Origin of the sequence: Microbispora catharanthi, from assembly GCF_006334915.2 — a bacterium.
Lineage (GTDB): Bacteria > Actinomycetota > Actinomycetes > Streptosporangiales > Streptosporangiaceae > Microbispora > Microbispora catharanthi.
The window spans coordinates 189,764-205,385 of sequence record NZ_VDMA02000018.1 but is presented as its reverse complement, the minus strand read 5'-3'; the positions used below and the strand labels follow the sequence as shown (position 1 = coordinate 205,385).

At 71.5% G+C, this 15,622-nt stretch carries 16 protein-coding genes; 8 read left to right on the top strand and 8 right to left on the bottom strand.

Features of this window, described 5'->3' with window-relative positions; genetic code table 11:
- Positions 1-122: 122 nt before the first annotated feature.
- Positions 123-1,355 carry an MFS transporter gene (locus tag FH610_RS30145; protein WP_139578398.1) on the bottom strand — a complete coding sequence of 411 codons (1,233 nt, stop codon included), beginning with the start codon at positions 1,353-1,355 and terminating at the stop codon, positions 123-125.
- Between the two features lie 70 nt (positions 1,356-1,425).
- Here FH610_RS30145 and FH610_RS30140 point away from each other — a divergent pair, with 70 nt between their 5' ends.
- From FH610_RS30140 to FH610_RS30130, 3 genes are all read left to right on the top strand, one after another.
- Positions 1,426-1,626, top strand: coding sequence for a hypothetical protein (locus FH610_RS30140; protein WP_139578397.1), 201 nt, complete (start codon positions 1,426-1,428; stop codon positions 1,624-1,626).
- 110 nt (positions 1,627-1,736) lie between these two features.
- Positions 1,737-2,351 (top strand): TetR/AcrR family transcriptional regulator, encoded by a 615-nt coding sequence (locus tag FH610_RS30135; protein ID WP_139578396.1) that lies wholly within the window; start codon positions 1,737-1,739, stop codon positions 2,349-2,351.
- Between the two features lie 256 nt (positions 2,352-2,607).
- Complete coding sequence (locus tag FH610_RS30130; RefSeq protein WP_139578395.1) at positions 2,608-2,790, top strand: hypothetical protein; 183 nt, start codon at positions 2,608-2,610, stop codon at positions 2,788-2,790.
- 16 nt (positions 2,791-2,806) lie between these two features.
- Here FH610_RS30130 and FH610_RS30125 read toward each other — a convergent pair whose 3' ends face one another.
- Both FH610_RS30125 and FH610_RS30120 read right to left on the bottom strand, forming a co-directional pair.
- The gene (locus FH610_RS30125; RefSeq protein WP_139578394.1) at positions 2,807-4,021 is read right to left on the bottom strand and encodes an RNA polymerase sigma factor; all 1,215 of its coding nucleotides are present in this window, start codon (positions 4,019-4,021) and stop codon (positions 2,807-2,809) included.
- Positions 4,018-4,389: a YciI family protein gene (locus tag FH610_RS30120; RefSeq protein ID WP_139578393.1), complete on the bottom strand. Its 372-nt coding sequence runs from the start codon at positions 4,387-4,389 to the stop codon at positions 4,018-4,020. Before FH610_RS30120 ends, FH610_RS30125 begins: the two co-directional genes overlap by 4 nt.
- Before the next feature lie 150 nt (positions 4,390-4,539).
- Between FH610_RS30120 and FH610_RS30115 the strand changes: the two genes are divergently transcribed.
- Positions 4,540-6,075, top strand: coding sequence for an MFS transporter (locus FH610_RS30115; RefSeq protein WP_139578392.1), 1,536 nt, complete (start codon positions 4,540-4,542; stop codon positions 6,073-6,075).
- Here the strand turns inward: FH610_RS30115 and FH610_RS30110 are convergent.
- The 5 genes from FH610_RS30110 to leuC all read right to left on the bottom strand — a co-directional run bounded on the left by FH610_RS30110 (position 6,054) and on the right by leuC (position 10,937).
- Positions 6,054-8,069 carry a SpoIIE family protein phosphatase gene (locus FH610_RS30110; protein WP_139578417.1) on the bottom strand — a complete coding sequence of 672 codons (2,016 nt, stop codon included), beginning with the start codon at positions 8,067-8,069 and terminating at the stop codon, positions 6,054-6,056. The genes FH610_RS30115 and FH610_RS30110 overlap by 22 nt on opposite strands.
- 273 nt (positions 8,070-8,342) lie before the next feature.
- Positions 8,343-8,639 (bottom strand): HU family DNA-binding protein, encoded by a 297-nt coding sequence (locus FH610_RS30105; protein WP_111698130.1) that lies wholly within the window; start codon positions 8,637-8,639, stop codon positions 8,343-8,345.
- Positions 8,640-8,692: 53 nt separating this feature from the next.
- The gene (locus FH610_RS30100; RefSeq protein WP_079312744.1) at positions 8,693-8,953 is read right to left on the bottom strand and encodes an SCO5555 family protein; all 261 of its coding nucleotides are present in this window, start codon (positions 8,951-8,953) and stop codon (positions 8,693-8,695) included.
- Entirely contained in the window at positions 8,932-9,519 is a 588-nt protein-coding gene (gene leuD / locus FH610_RS30095; RefSeq protein WP_139578391.1) for a 3-isopropylmalate dehydratase small subunit, read from the bottom strand. Before leuD ends, FH610_RS30100 begins: the two co-directional genes overlap by 22 nt.
- Positions 9,520-9,551: 32 nt before the next feature.
- Positions 9,552-10,937, bottom strand: a complete 1,386-nt coding sequence (gene leuC / locus FH610_RS30090; RefSeq protein WP_139578390.1) for a 3-isopropylmalate dehydratase large subunit — start codon at positions 10,935-10,937, stop codon at positions 9,552-9,554.
- 140 nt (positions 10,938-11,077) lie between these two features.
- Between leuC and FH610_RS30085 the strand changes: the two genes are divergently transcribed.
- From FH610_RS30085 to FH610_RS30070, 4 genes are all read left to right on the top strand, one after another.
- Positions 11,078-11,794 (top strand): IclR family transcriptional regulator, encoded by a 717-nt coding sequence (locus FH610_RS30085; RefSeq protein WP_079312748.1) that lies wholly within the window; start codon positions 11,078-11,080, stop codon positions 11,792-11,794.
- 37 nt (positions 11,795-11,831) lie between these two features.
- Positions 11,832-13,535, top strand: coding sequence for a hypothetical protein (locus FH610_RS30080; protein WP_139578389.1), 1,704 nt, complete (start codon positions 11,832-11,834; stop codon positions 13,533-13,535).
- Positions 13,536-13,636: 101 nt separating this feature from the next.
- Positions 13,637-14,359 (top strand): MgtC/SapB family protein, encoded by a 723-nt coding sequence (locus FH610_RS30075; protein ID WP_338104595.1) that lies wholly within the window; start codon positions 13,637-13,639, stop codon positions 14,357-14,359.
- Positions 14,360-14,832: 473 nt separating this feature from the next.
- Positions 14,833-15,585, top strand: coding sequence for an AAA family ATPase (locus FH610_RS30070; protein ID WP_139578388.1), 753 nt, complete (start codon positions 14,833-14,835; stop codon positions 15,583-15,585).
- Positions 15,586-15,622 lie beyond the last annotated feature (37 nt).

The window sequence follows — 15,622 nt, the reverse complement described above, 5'->3', positions numbered from 1 at the left end:
CTGATCAACCTCGGACTCACCCGGACCGGCAACGTCTGGACACTGGAGCCCAAACCCGCCTGAGCGAACCACGGCCGACCACAAGCACCGGCCGTTATCGAGACAAGATCTTCAGTGGCCTTCTAGGAAACCTCGCGGATCCGGGGTGCGAGCAGGACCGGCAGGTGGGCGAGCGTGTAGGCCCCGCAGGCGGCCCAGAACGCGACGCGCACCCCGGCGAGCTGCCCCAGCGTGCCCGCCAGCAGGCCGCCGAGCGGCGTCGGGCCCCACATCAGGAACCGCATGGTGGCGCTCAGGCGGCCGAGCAGGTGCGGCGGGCAGATCGACTGACGGTAGGCCCCCTGCGCCACGCTGAACACGGTGGTCGCCACCCCGGCGGCCGCCAGGGCCACCGGAAGGATCAGCAGGCGGGGGCCCGCCGCCGTCAGCGCGAGCGGGGCGGTGCACACCGTGGCCGCCCACGCCGCGGCGTACATGGCCCGGCCCGTTCCCAGGCGGGCCGCGACCCGCGGGGCGAGCCAGGCGCCGGCCACCCCGCCCACCGCCCCGGCCGACAGCAGCGTGCCGTACGCGCCGGGGCTCGTGCCGACCTCGCGGACGAGGTAGAGCGGCACCGTGGCGGACCACAGGCCGAACGACAGCATCATCAGCGCCCCCACGGCGGCGACCCGGCGCAGGACGGGCTGCCCGGCGACGAACAGGAGCCCTTCGGCGATCTCCGACCACAGCCGGCCCCCGCCCCTGACGTCCCTTCCGCCGGGCTTCTCGTCCGCGCGTACGCCGAGGAGCAGCAGCGCGGACCCCGCGTAGCTGAGGGCGTCGGCGACCACCGCGATCGGCGCGGTGAGCGCCTGCACCAGCCAGCCGCCGATCCCCGGGCCGGCGAGCTGGGCGAGCGACTGGTTCGCCGCGAGCGTGCCGTGCCCGCGGGCGAGGTCCTCCCGGCCGACGATGGACGGGAGGTAGCTCTGGTGGGCGACGTCGAAGAAGACCGTGCACAGCCCGTTCACCAGGGCCACGGCGTACAGCTGGGGCAGGTCGAGCACGCCGGGCACGGCCGCGGCCGGGATGGACAGCAGCGCCAGCGCGCGGACCACGTCGGCGGCGACCAGCACGGGACGGCGCCGCATCCGGTCCACCCAGGCTCCGGCGGGCAGGCCGACCAGCAGGAACGCCACCATCTCGGCCGCGGTCAGCAGCCCCACCTGGAAGGGGCTCGCGTGGAGGGTGAGCGCCGCCGTGAGCGGCAGGGCGACCAGGGAGACCTCGCTGCCGAACTTGCTGATCGCGTCGGCCCCGGCATATCGCCGGAAGTCACGGACGCGCCACAGGCTTTTCTGTGCCGCCTCGGTCATGGCGGGACATGCTGGCAGGCGGAAGATCTACGGTCAAAGGATTTTCCGCAGGCGGCGGTAGGCTGGCGGCGTGCAGGCGACGGTGCAGAGCTTCGACCCCGCGACCCGCTCGGGCTGGGTCTTCCTCGACGACGGCACCCGGATCCCGTTCGACGGCGAGGCGTTCGACGCCGGGCCGCTGCGGCACCTGCGCCCCGGGCAGCGGGTCGCCCTCGTCATGGCGGACGGCCACGTCACCTACGTGACGCTCTCCACGTTCCCGACGCCCTGATCCAGGCCGCGCCGTCGACGCTCGCCGCGTGCGGGCGAAGCCGACGTATTACTCGCTACATCGGTGTAGCAATTCATTGGACAACTGAACCCCGTGGGTAGCATGTAACGGTGACGACAGCCCAGCGGTCCTCGCAGCGAGGGAAGCGTCCACTCCGGGCCGACTCGGAGCGGACGGTACGGACGATCCTCGAGGCGGCCGAGCGCGTGTTCGCCGCCAACCCGGCGGCGACGATGGAGCAGGTCGCCCAGGCGGCCGGGGTCGCCAGAACGACCGTCCACCGCCGTTTCGCCACCCGCGAGGCGCTCGTGGAGGAGCTCACCGGCTGGGCCGCCCGCCGGTTCGCCGAGGCCGTCGAGTCGGCCCACACGGACAGCACCCCGCCGCTCGTCGCGCTCTACCAGGTCACCGCCAACGTCCTGCGGGTGAAGACGAACTGGTGGTTCGCCATGAGCCGTACGGCCGACGGCGCCCACCCCGAGGCCGCCCGCGTGCACGCCGAGGTCCGCGACGACTGCGAGCGGCTGTTGCGCCGGGCCCGCGAGGCGGGCGTGCTGCGTCCCGACGCCGACCTCGACTGGACCCGCCGCGTCTACTACGCCCTCATCCACGAGGCGGCCGCCGAGGGAGCGTCCGGGGGCGGGGACGCCGAGGCCCTCGCGACCCGGGTCGTGGACACCCTGCTGCGCGGATTCGGCTCCCCCGCCGCGCCGGTCATCGCCTGACCGGCCCCCTGACCAGGGCGGGTTTGACCCGATCATCCGGCCGGGGTTCTACTGGAGAGGCTCTTACGCGTCGTCGCACGACTGTGAGGAGGTGGTCGGGATGACTTCCGGCAGTAGTCCACACCCATCCCATCCCGTCACCTTCCCCGGCAGGGCGCGGAGCTCCGGCGTCGTCGAGGCGGTCACCGCCCGCTGTCACGCCAGGTGACGGGTTCTCATCCGTGCCGGACGCCCGGCACGAGACAGGAGGTCCGTCATGACGATCACGATTTCCGTTCCGTTCACGCTGCCGCAGATCCTGCGCCGGACGGCCCGTGTCCTGTTCCCCGTCCTGATGCCTCTCGCCCTCGCGCTGGTGGGTTCCGCCGAGGCGGGGATCGGCCTGCGGGTGGGGCTGGAAATCGGGCTGCTGATCCTCCGGCACCTGCTGGGTGTCTGAGGGTTCGGGGCGGGATCTATGCCCTTACCCGGCTGGCCCGGGACTCCAGGTAGCGCTGCTCGGCGATGCTGGCGGTGGCCTTCGCGGCACGCCGGTAGTGCTCGTACGCCCCGGCCGTGTCGCCGGTCTTCTCCAGCAGATGCGCGCGCACGGACAGCAACCGGTGATGCCCGGCCAGCCGCTCGTCACCGTCCAAGGTGGACAGCAGGGCCAGCCCGGCCCGCGGGCCGTCGATCTCGGCGAGCGCGATCGCCCGGTTGAGGGTGACCATCGGGTTGGGCGCGATGCGCTCCAGGATCAGATAGAGGGCGTGCACCTGCGGCCAGTCGGTCTCCTCGGCCGTGGCCGCGTCGGCGTGCGTGGCGGCGATGGCCGCCTGCAGTTGATAAGGCCCCAGCGCCGGGCCGGCCAGCGACGCCTTGACCAGCTCGACGCCCTCGTCGATCAGCCCGCGGTCCCACTTCCTGCGGTCCTGCTCATCCAGCGGCACCAGGTCGCCCGCCGGGGTCGTACGCGCCTCCCGGCGCGCGTGGGTCAGCAGCATCAGCGCGAGCAGCCCGGTCACCTCGCCGTCCTCGGGCAGTTGGACGTGCACCATCCGGGTCAGCCGGATCGCCTCGTGCGCGAGGTCGGCGCGGTGCAGCTCGCTGCCCGAGGAGGCCGTGTAGCCCTCGTTGAAGATCAGGTAGAGCACGTGCAGGACGACCCGGAGCCGCTCCTGGAGCTCCGCGCCGTCCGGCAGGCCGAACGAGCTGCCGGCGGCCTTGATGCGCTGCTTGGCCCGGCTGATCCTGGCCGCCATCGTGGCCTCCGGCACCAGGAACGCGCGGGCGATCTCGGCGGTGGTCAGGCCGCCGACGGCCCGCAGCGTCAGGGCGACCTGGGAGGCCGCGGTCAGCGTGGGATGGCAGCACAGGAACAACAGGACGAGGGTGTCGTCGGTGCCCGGCACGTCCTCCGGCACGACCTCGACGGCAGCCGTCGCCGACTCCCGCTCGCGGCGGGCGTGGTCGCTGCGCAGCTGGTCGATGAGCCGCCGGGACGCGACGGTCAACAGCCAGCCGCGCGGGTTGTCCGGCACCCCCTCTGCCGGCCACTGGACGGCGGCGGCGAGGACGGCCTCCTGCACGGCGTCCTCACACCCTTCGAACTGGCCGTGCCGGCGTACCAACGCGCCGAGGACCTGCGGCGTGAGCTCACGCAGCAGGTCCTCGATGACCGGTGCTGTCATGCCTCCAATTGTCCGTCGGCGAACATGACCTGCCGCACCTCGATCCCGAGACCCTCGATCGCGGCGTCCGGGATCTGCGCCGCCAGCTCGATCGCCCGCTCCTTGTTCTCGCAGTCGATCAGATAGAAGCCGCCCACATACTCCTTGGACTCCAGGAAGGGGCCGTCGGTGACGACCGGCTGGCCGTTGCGCACGGACACCACCGCCGCCTGTGACGGGTCGACCAGCGCCTGCGTGGTAATCAGCTCTCCGGACTGCTTCAGCGCCTCGATGAACCTGCCGTGGCCCTCGCCGATCGCCGCCTGCTCCTCGTCGGTCAGCGCGTCCAGCACGGCCGGGTTGATGTGCATGCTGATCAGGAACTTCATCTCGTTCTCCTCCTGTTTCGCGAGCCCCATGGGGCCCTTTCACCGGTTGGTCGGAGCCGCCGCCGTCGTCTTGACACGTGCCCGTGTCAAAAAACTCCCGGCCGCTCCGACCAAGCGGCGAGACGTCGAGAGAACAGGGAGTTTCCACTTATGCGAGTCAACCGGGCGTGGCTGGGACTGGCCGTCCTGGCGTTGCCGGCATTGCTCGTCGCGATCGACGCGACGGCGTTGCTCCTCGCGCTGCCACAGCTCAGCGCCGACCTGGGAGCCACCAACGTCGAGCAGCTGTGGATCAGCGACAGCTACGGATTCATGGTGGCCGGCCTGGTCATCACGATGGGCACGCTCGGCGACCGGATCGGCCGACGGCGGCTCCTGCTGATCGGCGGAGCGGCGTTCCTGGTGCTGTCGGTCGTGGCCGCCTTCGCGGTCAGCCCGCTGATGCTGATCGTCGCGCGTGCCCTGCTGGGCGTCGCCGGGGCGACCCTGGCGCCGTCCACACTCGCCCTGATCACCGACATGTTCCGCGACGGACGGCAGCGGGGCAAGGCCATCGCGATCTGGGCGACCTGCCAGTTCACCGGCGGCGCGCTCGGACCCGTGCTCGCCGGATTCCTGCTCCAGCACTTCTGGTGGGGTTCGGTGTTCCTGGTCGCCGTGCCGGCGATGGCGTTGCTGCTGCTCGCCGGGCCGGTCCTGCTGCCGGAGTTCCGCAGCGACCAGGCCGGCCGGCTCGACCCGGCCAGCGTCGGACTGTCGCTCGTGGCGGTGCTCCTGATGGTCTACGGGATCAAGCAACTGACCGTCGAGAGCGTGTCGGCCGTCCCGGCGGTGGCCCTCGTCGCCGGCGCGGCCGTCGGATTCCTGTTCGTACGCCGGCAACTGCGGCTGGAGGCGCCGCTGCTGGACCTGCGGCTGCTGCGCAATCGCCCCTTCACCGCCGTGCTCGTCGCGCTGGTCTTCGCCGGCGTCGCCATGGCCGGCACGGGCCTGATGGTGACCCAGTATCTGCAGGGCGTGCTGGGCTTCTCGCCGGTCGCGTCGGCGTTGCTGTTCGCGCCCATGGGCCTGGGCACGGCGGTCGGCACCATGGCCGCGCCGGCGCTGGCCAGGCGGATGGAACAGACGACCGCCATCGCCGGCGGGCTGGCGGGGTCTGCGGTGGGCAGCCTGCTGCTGGTCGGCGTCGGCGTGGGCGGTGCGGGCGCCCTGCCGCTGGTGATGATCGGCATCGCCACGCTGGCGCTGGGCACGGGCCCGCTGTTCGCGCTGGGCACCGGGCTGGTCATCGGGTCCGTGCCGCCGGAGCGCGCCGGCTCGGCGGCGTCGATGTCGGAGACCGGCAACTACTTCGGCGGTTCGCTCGGCTTCGCGCTGCTCGGTGCGGTGGCGGCGGTGGTCTACCGCGGCCGGATGGACGGCACGTCCGACTCGCTGGCCGACGCGGTCGCCACCGGCCGGCACCTTCCCGCCGGCCAGGCCGCGCAACTGCTGCACGCCGCACGGGAGGCGTTCACGGCCGGCCTGCACGTCACCGGCGTCGTCGCCGCGGTCGTCTTCGCCGGGCTGGCCGTGCTGGTCCTGGCGATGCGCCCGGCGGCCCGGACCGCCCCGGCCGCGCTGCCTCACCACGGGGCCCACAACGAGGCCGGCTACGAGGCCGGCTACGAGGCGACTCCCTCATAGCGCCCTTCCGGCGGCACCCGCAGCGCGATCATGGCGATGTCGTCCTCCCCCGTCACCGGCATCCCGGTGAGCAGTTCGTCGCAGAACCGGCCCAGGGGTTCGCGCGCGAGCGGCTCCGCACACCGCCGCAACCGTTCGAGCCCCTCGCCGAGGTCCTCTCCCCGCCGCTCGACGAGGCCGTCGGTGTAGAGCAGCAGGGTGCTGTGCGGCGGCAACGGCTGCGCGGCGCTGATCCACGGCTGGTCGTGGGAGATGCCGAGAAGGGGGTTGCCCGCGTCCTGGAGGAAGCGGCCCTCCCCCTCGCCGGTCACCAGCAACGGCGGCGGGTGCCCGGCCACCGAGTACGTCATCCGCCACACGCCCTCGTCGTCCCTCTCCAGGCGGGTCAGGACGCAGGTGGCCGTGCTCTCGCCGTTCAGCGTCTCCAGGGCTCTGGTGAGCCGCCGCAGGACGTCGCCGGGGGACTCGTCGCGGTCGACGGCGAGCGCCCGCAGCATGTTGCGCACCTGGCTCATGCACACGGCGGCGGCCAGGTCGTGCCCGGCCACGTCGCCGATGACCAGCTTGACGGCGCCGCAGGACAGCATGAACGCGTCGTACCAGTCTCCGCCGATCTCGGCGGCGGTCGGGCTCGCCTGATAGCGCGCGGCAAGCTCCAGGCCGGGGACGTGGGGCGGCTCGGCCAGCAGGCTGTGCTGCAGGGCCAGCGCCACCCTCTGCGTGCGGCGGAACCGCAGAGCCTTGCTGACCGCGTCGTGCGCGTGGTCGAGCATCTCCCGCATCAGCCGGACGTCGTCACACGGGATCGGTGGGCGATCCCCGCAGGCACCGGTCGTGACCACGGCCGCCACCTCGCCCTCGACGACGATCGGCAGGAGGGCCAGGCTGTGCGACCCGATCTCGGCCATCCACGTCCTGACGGCCTCCGGGCAGGAGAACGAAGGACGGCCGGGAGGGTAGGAGAGCTCGACAGGGCGGCGCCGCCGTACCGCGCGCACCAGCGCGCTGTCGACGGTCTGATACTCCTTGCGCCGCGTCGGCAGTCTCGGCAGTCCCTCGCGTACGGCGGAGGCGACGCGCTCGGTGACTATGGGCGCGTGCGGGAGGCCGCCGCTCGCCTCGGGCAGCAGGTAGACGTGGCACGAGTCGGCGAGCTCCGGCACGATCACACCGGCGAGCGCCTGGCACATCTCCTCCAGGTTGGTGATGTCGGTCGCCGCGGCCGCGGCGCGCTCCAGCAGCCGGCGGCGGCGCTCCTCCTGCCACTCCTGCTCGACGTCGGTGGAGGTGCCCACCCACTCCACCACCGCGCCGTTCTCGCGCACCGGCACGCACCGGAACCGGATGTGCCGGTAGACGCCGTCGCGGGTGCGGACGCGGTGTGTCACCTCGTAGAGCGAGACCGCCTGTTCGGCGGCCTTGTCCCACCACTCCTCGGCGTGCACGCGGTCCTCGGGGTGCAGGGCCCGCATCCAGCCGCGGCCGAGACTCTCCTCCGGCGTCTGTCCCGTCAGCCGCTGCCAGCCCTGGCTCTCTCTGGACTCGCCGTGCGGGCCGGTCACCCACACCCCGTGCACGCCCGCCCACACGATGCTCTGGTAACGACGCCGGAGGCGGCGCAGCTCCTTCTCCATGGCTCGCATCCGCCGCGTGGCGGCGGTCTGCGCCGTGACCTCCTGGACCATCGCCAGCAGTCCGCTCTCGCCGCCCTGGAGGGGAATCCCGGAAAGGCTCATCCGGAAGAGGCGCTCGTGTGGTCCGCCGCCCCTGTCCGCGGTCACGTAGACGTCGTCGAGACGCGGCGTCTCCCCCGTCGCCAGCGCCTCGTCCAACGCGGCAAGGGTGTCCTGCCCCACGAGGTCGCGGAGGGCCTCCCACACCGGCGCCCCGATCGGCCGGTCCCCGAACATCGACTGGAAGGCGTCGTTCGTGTAGAGCAGCCGATGCTCTTCCCCACCGGTCACCAGGACCGCGATCGGCGCCCGGTCGAACACGGCCAACGGCACCTGGCCGGACTCGCGTACTCGCCCTTGCTTCTCAGGTTTTTGACCGACTTGCACTGCATCTTCCCCCGGTCTGACCGTGTGCACGCGATCGAGGGGTCCCCCGCATACGCACCCTACGACTCGCTTACCTGAGATTACACACGTTTACCCAGGTCAGAGAGGGGGAGCCCGCGGCCCTCGTGCCGCTGCGGCACCGGGCGGGAAACGACGAACGGCGCCCGGGGGCTCCGAGCGCCGTCCACTGGTGCGGGGTGGGGCGGGCTACTTCTTCTTGGCAGCCTTGCCACCCGCGTTGACCTGCTCCTTGAAGTCCGCGCCGGGGCGGAACCTGGGTGCCCAGCTCTCCTCCACCTTGATCGGATCCCCGGTGGAAGGGTTGCGGGCCGTACGGGCCGGCTTGTGCACCATCTCGAAGGCGCCGAAGCCGGTGATCGAGACCTTGTCCCCGCTCGCGACAGCGCCCTGGATGGCGTCGAGAACGGCGTTGACGGCTTCGGTCGCCGTCTTCTTGTCGCCGACACGATCCGTGATCGCGTCGACGAGTTCTTTCTTGTTCATTTCGGTTTCCTCCCCCTTACGCGCTTGAAATTAGGGGACGAGGTCGCGGGACTTCAATCACCGGGGGGCATGTTTCGCCTGCTCGGCGTGTCGAATGTGCCGTCCAGATAGGCGATGAAGGCGTCCAGCCGGGCGGCCGCATGGGCTATGTCCCGCTTTGCCACGTCACAGATAGCAAGCAGCCGTCGCGCCAGGCGGGCCTGCTCCTCCTGTGGTAAGGCTAACGCTCTGACGCGGCGATGCGCATCACGCAGTCGCCGCGCCAGCAGCTCATCTCCGGTCTGAGGATCGTTCAGACGGTCGTCGGCAGCCATGGCTGCCGTCCATTCTCGTACTCCTCGATGGCGTCCGCGTGACGCAGGGTCAGCCCGATGTCGTCGAGGCCCTCCAGCAGCCGCCAGCGGGTGTAGTCGTCGATCTCGAACGAGGCCACGAGGTCGCCGCAGCGCACCTGGCGTTCCACCAGGTCGACGGTGATCTCCGTCTTCGGGTCGGCCTCGGCCGCGTCCTGCAGGCGCTCGACCACGTCCTCGGGCAGGACGACCGGCAGCAGGCCCATCTTCGTGGAGTTGTTGCGGAAGATGTCGCCGAACCGCGAGGCGATCACGACGCGGAAGCCGTACTGCTGCAGGGCCCAGACGGCGTGCTCACGCGAGGAGCCGGTGCCGAAGTCGGGCCCGGACACCAGGATCGACGCGCCCTCGTACGCCGGGTCGTTCAGCACGAAGGACGGGTCCTCGCGCCAGGCGGCGAACAGGCCCTTCTCGAACCCCGTACGGCTGACCTGCTTCAGCCAGACCGCCGGGATGATCTGGTCGGTGTCCACGTTGCTGCGGCGCAGCGGTACGGCCCGGCCGGTGTGAGTGGTGAAGGCATCCATGATGATCTCTTCCTGGGACTGAGGCGGGCGGACTAGAGGTCGGCGGGGGCGGTCAGCCGGCCGGTCACCGCGGTCGCGGCCGCCACCTGCGGCGAAACCAGGTGGGTGCGTCCGCCCTTGCCCTGGCGGCCCTCGAAGTTGCGGTTGGAGGTCGAGGCGCTGCGCTCGCCCGGCTTCAGGGTGTCCGGGTTCATGCCCAGGCACATCGAGCAGCCGGCCTCGCGCCACTCGGCCCCGGCCGCCTTGAAGACCTCGTGCAGGCCCTCTTCCTCGGCCGCCTTCTTGACCCCCATGGAGCCCGGGACGATCAGCGTACGGGTGACGACCTTGCGCCCGCGCAGGATCTCGGCGGCGGCACGCAGGTCCTCGATGCGCCCGTTGGTGCAGGAGCCGACGAAGACGGTGTCCACCTGGATGTCGCGCAGCGGCGTGCCCGCGGCCAGGCCCATGTACTCCAGCGCCCGCTCGGCGGCGGACCGCTCGACCGGGTCGGCGAACTGCTCGGGCGACGGCACGGCGGCGCCGAGCGGCGCGCCCTGGCCCGGGTTGGTGCCCCACGTGACGAACGGTGTGAGAGCCGAGGCGTCGATCTCCACGACCTTGTCGAACTCGGCGTCGTCGTCGGTGCGCAGCGTCTTCCAGTACTCGACGGCCCGGTCCCAGGCCTCGCCGGTGGGCGCGTGGGGACGGCCGCGCAGATACTCGAACGTGGTCTCGTCGGGGGCGATCATGCCCGCCCGCGCGCCGGCCTCGATCGACATGTTGCAGACGGTCATGCGGCCCTCCATGGAGAGCTTGCGCACGGCCTCGCCCCGGTACTCGACGATGTAGCCCTGGCCGCCGCCGGTGCCGATCTTCGCGATGATCGCGAGGATCAGGTCCTTGGCGGTCACCCCGACCGGCAGCTCGCCCTTGACCTCGATGGCCATCGTCTTGGGCCGGTAGGCGGGCAGCGTCTGGGTGGCCAGCACGTGCTCGACCTCGGAGGTCCCGATGCCGAACGCGATGGCGCCGAACGCCCCGTGGGTCGAGGTGTGCGAGTCGCCGCAGACGATCGTCATGCCGGGCTGGGTGAGGCCGAACTGCGGGCCGATGATGTGCACCACGCCCTGACCGGCGTCGCCCATCGGGTGCAGGCGGATGCCGAACTCCGCGGCGTTCTTGCGCAGCGTCTCCACCTGCGTGCGGGACACCGGGTCGGAGATCGGCCCGAGCACGGTCGGGACGTTGTGGTCCTCGGTGGCGATCGTGAGGTCGGGACGGCGCACGGTGCGGCCGGCCATGCGCAGGCCGTCGAACGCCTGCGGGCTGGTCACCTCGTGGATGAGGTGCAGGTCGATGTAGAGCAGGTCGGGTTCGCCTTCGGCACGGCGTACGACGTGCTGCTCCCAGACTTTCTCAGCCAGTGTGCGACCCATGGTTGTGACGCCTCCTCGCGTTCAGACCCCCGCGGTCGTGTCTCTCATGATGAGACGGAAATATCGGGATATGGACACTGTATCTGCTGATTCCCAACATTGCGTTTGCATCTCGTATGGCGAGACGGCAGTATCGGGGTATGGACAACTCTAGCGGGGTCGGAGTACTCGACAAGGCGGTTCTCGTACTCAACGCCCTGGAGGCGGGCCCCGCTTCCCTTGCACAGCTCGTCCAGGCCACCGGCCTGGCCAGGCCGACGGCCCACCGGCTGGCCGTCGCGCTGGAGCACCACCGCATCGTCTCCCGCGACACGCAGGGCCGGTTCATCCTCGGACCCCGCCTGTCGGAGCTGTCCACCGCGGCGGGCGAGGACCGGCTGCTCGCCGTCGCCGGACCGGTGCTCACCCAGCTTCGCGACCTCACCGGGGAGAGCGCTCAACTCTACCGGCGCCAGGGCGACGAGCGGGTCTGCGTGGCCGCCGCCGAGCGCGCAAGCGGACTGCGCGACACGGTGCCGGTCGGCTCCGCGCTGCCCATGACCGCGGGGTCCGCCGCGCAGATCCTGCTCGCCTGGGAGGAGCCCGACCGGCTGCACCGCGGCCTGCGGGGCGCCAAGTTCACCGCCGCCACGCTCGCGAGCGTACGCAGGAGGGGCTGGGCGCACAGCGTCGGCGAGCGCGAGCAGGGCGTGGCGAGCGTCTCCGCGCCCATCCGCGGCGCCGGCGGCAAGGTGATCGCCGCGGTCTCCGTGTCCGGTCCCATAGAGCGGCTGACCCGTACGCCCGGCCGGATGCACGCCGCCCCCGTCGTCGCCGCCGCCGAGCGGATAACCGAAGCCATGCGCCGCGCGAACTGATTGGAGAGCGGTGTCCCGATAGCCCTAGGCTGGCGGGGTGACAGACCGCATCGAGGCAGCCGCCGCTGAACTGCGTCCCCTGCTCCAAGAATTCATCCTCTGGGCGCCGGACAACGCACCCGGCAGCGACCCCGACCTCGTGGGCCCCGTCGGCCTGTGGCATCGCCTGATCGCCCGTGACGACGTCGGGCTGTGGAAGCGCGGCGACCTGCGCACGGTCCTGCTGGAGCGCATGCCCCAGGTGGTCGAGGACCCCGACGCCGCCGCGGACGGCATGATCCCCGCCGTCCGGGCCTACCTGACGTTCCTGTCGTCCACCGGGCGGCTCTCGCCGGGCTCGGCGTCCCTGGAGACCCTGCTCGCGGAGCTGGACGAGGTCGAGGACGACTTCGTGGACGCGATGGAGGACACCATCGCCGAGCGCGACTGGGACGAGGAGGAGGACGAGCTCGACGAGGACGAGACCGACGAGGGCCTCGGCGACTTCGAGCCGTTCGCCGACGAGATCGGCGCCCTGCCCACGATCCGGCTGCGTCCCGACACCGAGCTGGCCGAGGCGGCCCGCCGGGTGACGCTCATCGCGCAGGCCCGCGACCTGGCGCTGTGGGTCGGCACCGGGCGCAAGGTGGGCGAGGAGACGCTGCTCACCGAATCCGAGGTGGACGAGGCGGTGCGCACGCTCGGCCTGCCCGACGCGCGCAACATCTGGAACCTGTGGAACCTCGCGATCGACCTGGAGTTCCTCGCCCCCGACGGCGACGACACGGTCAGCGTGGACTCCGACACCGCCGCCTGGCCCTTCGAGGACGACGACGACGTCCTGGACGCCTGGATGCTCGGCCTCCACTCGCTCGACTACGGCGACCCGGAACTGGACGACGACGATCTCACGCTGGCCCTGTCCGGCCTGACCCGCGCGCTGCTGATCCGCGTGCTGCTGGCCGGCGGCACGCGGCCGGTGTCCTCGCTGCGCGAGGAGCTGGCCGAGGCCGCGGCGGAGTACGACGACCTGGGCGCCGACGCCTGGGCCGCGGCCGGCGACCCGCTCGCCTCCGTGCTCGCCTGGCTGACCGGCTACGGCATGGTCACCGTCGAGGGCGACGCGGCGACCTTGACGCCGCTCGGCACGGAGGGCCTCGTCCACCTGCTGGACGACGAGGACATCGAGATCGACGCCCGGCCCGCGATCGACGCCATGACCGCGCTCGACCTGCTGTCGTTCAGCGCCGACATGTCCGAGGAGGAGGCCGACGAGGAGTTCGCCGCCTGGCTCGCCCTGCGCGACCCGGCGCGGGCCGCCTCCGAGCTGCTCGAAGCCGCCGCCGAGGAGGAGGCGGACGCCCTCGTGCGGGTCCAGGCCGCCAGCCTGGTGGGCTCCCTGGGAGAGGCCGCCATCCCCGCCTGGCTGGAGGCGCTGAAGGAGCCCTCGCTGCGGCCGTACGCCGCGACGCACCTGACCCAGATGGACGTCGAGGACGCCCCGGAGCCGACCCAGGCGGACACCCACTGGCTGATTCTCGACATGTGGACGATCTCCGCCGGGCTCGGCCGGCCGGAGTTCGTGTCCAGCCTGCACGACATCGGCCCGGCGCAGACGCTCATCGGGCTGCTCGACGTGATCTGGAAGGTCCACCACCCCCACATCGAGGAGCTGCTGGACCTCATCGGCGAGACCCACCCGGACAAGCAGGTGGTCAAGGCCGCCAAGCGGGCGCTGTTCAAGGCGCGGTCGGGACGCTAGCGGCTCATCGAGGCCGGGACGGCGGCGTCCGTCCCGGCCGCGCCCGCCACCGCGGTCACGACAGGATGACCGAATCGGGCGTGCGGACTTAGTCTGGTCGCGTGACGCCGATCTCACTCATGGTGAGCCCTGTGGCGTGGTGGCAGCCGGCCGTGGACCTCGCCATCGCGCTCGTGTTGTCGGCGGCCATCGGGCTGGAGCGGGAGATCCGGCAGAAGAGCGCCGGGCTCCGCACCCACACGCTGGTGGGGTTCGGCGCCGCGTTGTTCATGCTCGTGTCCAAGTACGGATTCTCCGACGTCCTCGGCGACTCCGTGGTGCTCGATCCGTCGCGGGTGGCGGCCCAGATCGTCTCCGGCATCGGTTTCATCGGCGGCGGGCTGATCTTCGTACGCCGCGACGCGGTCAAGGGGCTGACCACCGCCGCCGCCGTGTGGCTCACCGCCGGAGTCGGCATGGCCGCGGGAGCGGGCCTGTGGCAGCTGGCCGTCCTGGCCACGGTGGGGAACTTCGTCGTGATGCTGGGACTCACCCCGCTGGCCGCCCGGCTCCCCCGCTCCAAGCACGCCCAGTCGCGGCTGCGCCTGTCGTACACGGACGGCCGGGGCGTGCTGCGCCAGGCCCTGGCCGAGTGCACGGGCCGCCGTTTCGTGGTCGACGAGCTGTCGCTGGAGCAGGCCGGCCGGAGCCAGGACACCGGCACGGTCATGGTCACCCTGCTGATCCACGGCCCGGGCTCGATCGGGGACCTCACGAGCAGGCTGGCCGAGATAGAGGGCGTGCTCATCGTCTCCTGTGACGACGCCAACGCCCAGCACTTCTAGAGGATTCGCAAGCGGCTTCAGGCGGCCGGCAGCCCGTCCGCCCTGCGCCGGTGACTTGGTCGAGGTGTTCCTCGATCAGTGCTTCCCTGCCTTCCCCGCGCGCCTACCTGGGCGGCCTGCCGGTCACGCGGGTTGGGATAGACGGCGAGCGCCTCGGCCCGGGCCCGCCTGGCGGCCGGCGGCCGGCGGCTGTGCAACCCTGAGGGAACCGCCGGCCGAACAAGTGCCGGCCCAATTCTCAGGAGGCCACACACCCTCATGACCAGCCACGAACAACCGCACTCGGGTCAGCGCGCGTTCCTGCGCCGCATCCTGGACGAGGGCGCGGAGTCGCTCGGCGTCGCTGTTTTCGGCTGGTTCGACCGCACCATCGGATCGGCCGCCCCAGCGGGTGGCGGCCGGTTCCGGCTCCGCACCCGAGCTCTTGATCTGCCCGCCCCGCGGATGCGTGTTCTGGCCTCGCGGAGCCGGTCATGTTGATCACCCGCCTGACTGTGCCGCCACCCCATCCGAACCGGTGGCCGTTCACCATCCCCGCGGTCCACCACCTCACGAACGGGCTCGGCGTCACCGCCCCCGTGACGTTCCTCGTCGGCGAGAACGGCTCGGGGAAGTCCACGCTCGTCGAGGCCGTCGCCGACGTCTGCGGTATCAACGCCGAAGGGGGCAAGGCCGGCACCCGGTACGCCTCGACCGGGGAGGCGACGCCGCTCGGCCAGGCCCTGCGTGCCGAGTTCACCACCGCGGGGCTGCGCCTCATACGTGGCCCCCGCACGAAGCGGCGGGCGTTCTTCTTCCGTGCTGAGACGCTGTTCAACCTCGGGCAGAACGTGTCCGGCCTACACGGGTTCTGGCAGGAGGACCTGACCGAGCAGTCGCACGGTGAGGGGTTCTTCACCGTGCTGGACCGCATGGTCGCCGGGCCCGGCCTGTATCTGATGGATGAGCCGGAGGCTGCGCTGTCGTTCACCTCGTGTCTGCGCCTCGTCGCTTTGATGGACCGCGTGGCCCAGGAGGGCGGGCAGATCATTTGTGCCACGCACTCGCCGATCTTGGCCAGTCTCCCGGGCGCGCAGATCCTCGAACTGAACGACGACGGGATCCACTGTGTCGTGTGGAAGGAACTCCACCTGGTGGACCACTGGCGGCGGTTCTTGGAGACGCCTGACGCCTATCTGCGGCACGTGCTCGACCGCGACGCGACGCGGCGCCGGGAGTTGCCGTAGGGGTCACACCGGGAAATGCCCGTCCACAGGACCGTCA

What these genes read in the sequence shown, in the direction of transcription:
- leuC (WP_139578390.1), bottom strand. Translation starts at nt 10,937, where the DNA reads ATGGGTCGCACACTGGCTGAGAAAGTCTGGGAGCAGCACGTCGTACGC.
- FH610_RS30085 (WP_079312748.1), top strand. Translation starts at nt 11,078, where the DNA reads ATGGACAACTCTAGCGGGGTCGGAGTACTCGACAAGGCGGTTCTCGTA.
- FH610_RS30120 (WP_139578393.1), bottom strand. Translation starts at nt 4,389, where the DNA reads ATGAAGTTCCTGATCAGCATGCACATCAACCCGGCCGTGCTGGACGCG.
- FH610_RS30100 (WP_079312744.1), bottom strand. Translation starts at nt 8,953, where the DNA reads ATGGCTGCCGACGACCGTCTGAACGATCCTCAGACCGGAGATGAGCTG.
- FH610_RS30070 (WP_139578388.1), top strand. Translation starts at nt 14,833, where the DNA reads ATGTTGATCACCCGCCTGACTGTGCCGCCACCCCATCCGAACCGGTGG.
- FH610_RS30115 (WP_139578392.1), top strand. Translation starts at nt 4,540, where the DNA reads ATGCGAGTCAACCGGGCGTGGCTGGGACTGGCCGTCCTGGCGTTGCCG.
- FH610_RS30125 (WP_139578394.1), bottom strand. Translation starts at nt 4,021, where the DNA reads ATGACAGCACCGGTCATCGAGGACCTGCTGCGTGAGCTCACGCCGCAG.
- FH610_RS30105 (WP_111698130.1), bottom strand. Translation starts at nt 8,639, where the DNA reads ATGAACAAGAAAGAACTCGTCGACGCGATCACGGATCGTGTCGGCGAC.
- FH610_RS30145 (WP_139578398.1), bottom strand. Translation starts at nt 1,355, where the DNA reads ATGACCGAGGCGGCACAGAAAAGCCTGTGGCGCGTCCGTGACTTCCGG.
- leuD (WP_139578391.1), bottom strand. Translation starts at nt 9,519, where the DNA reads ATGGATGCCTTCACCACTCACACCGGCCGGGCCGTACCGCTGCGCCGC.
- FH610_RS30130 (WP_139578395.1), top strand. Translation starts at nt 2,608, where the DNA reads ATGACGATCACGATTTCCGTTCCGTTCACGCTGCCGCAGATCCTGCGC.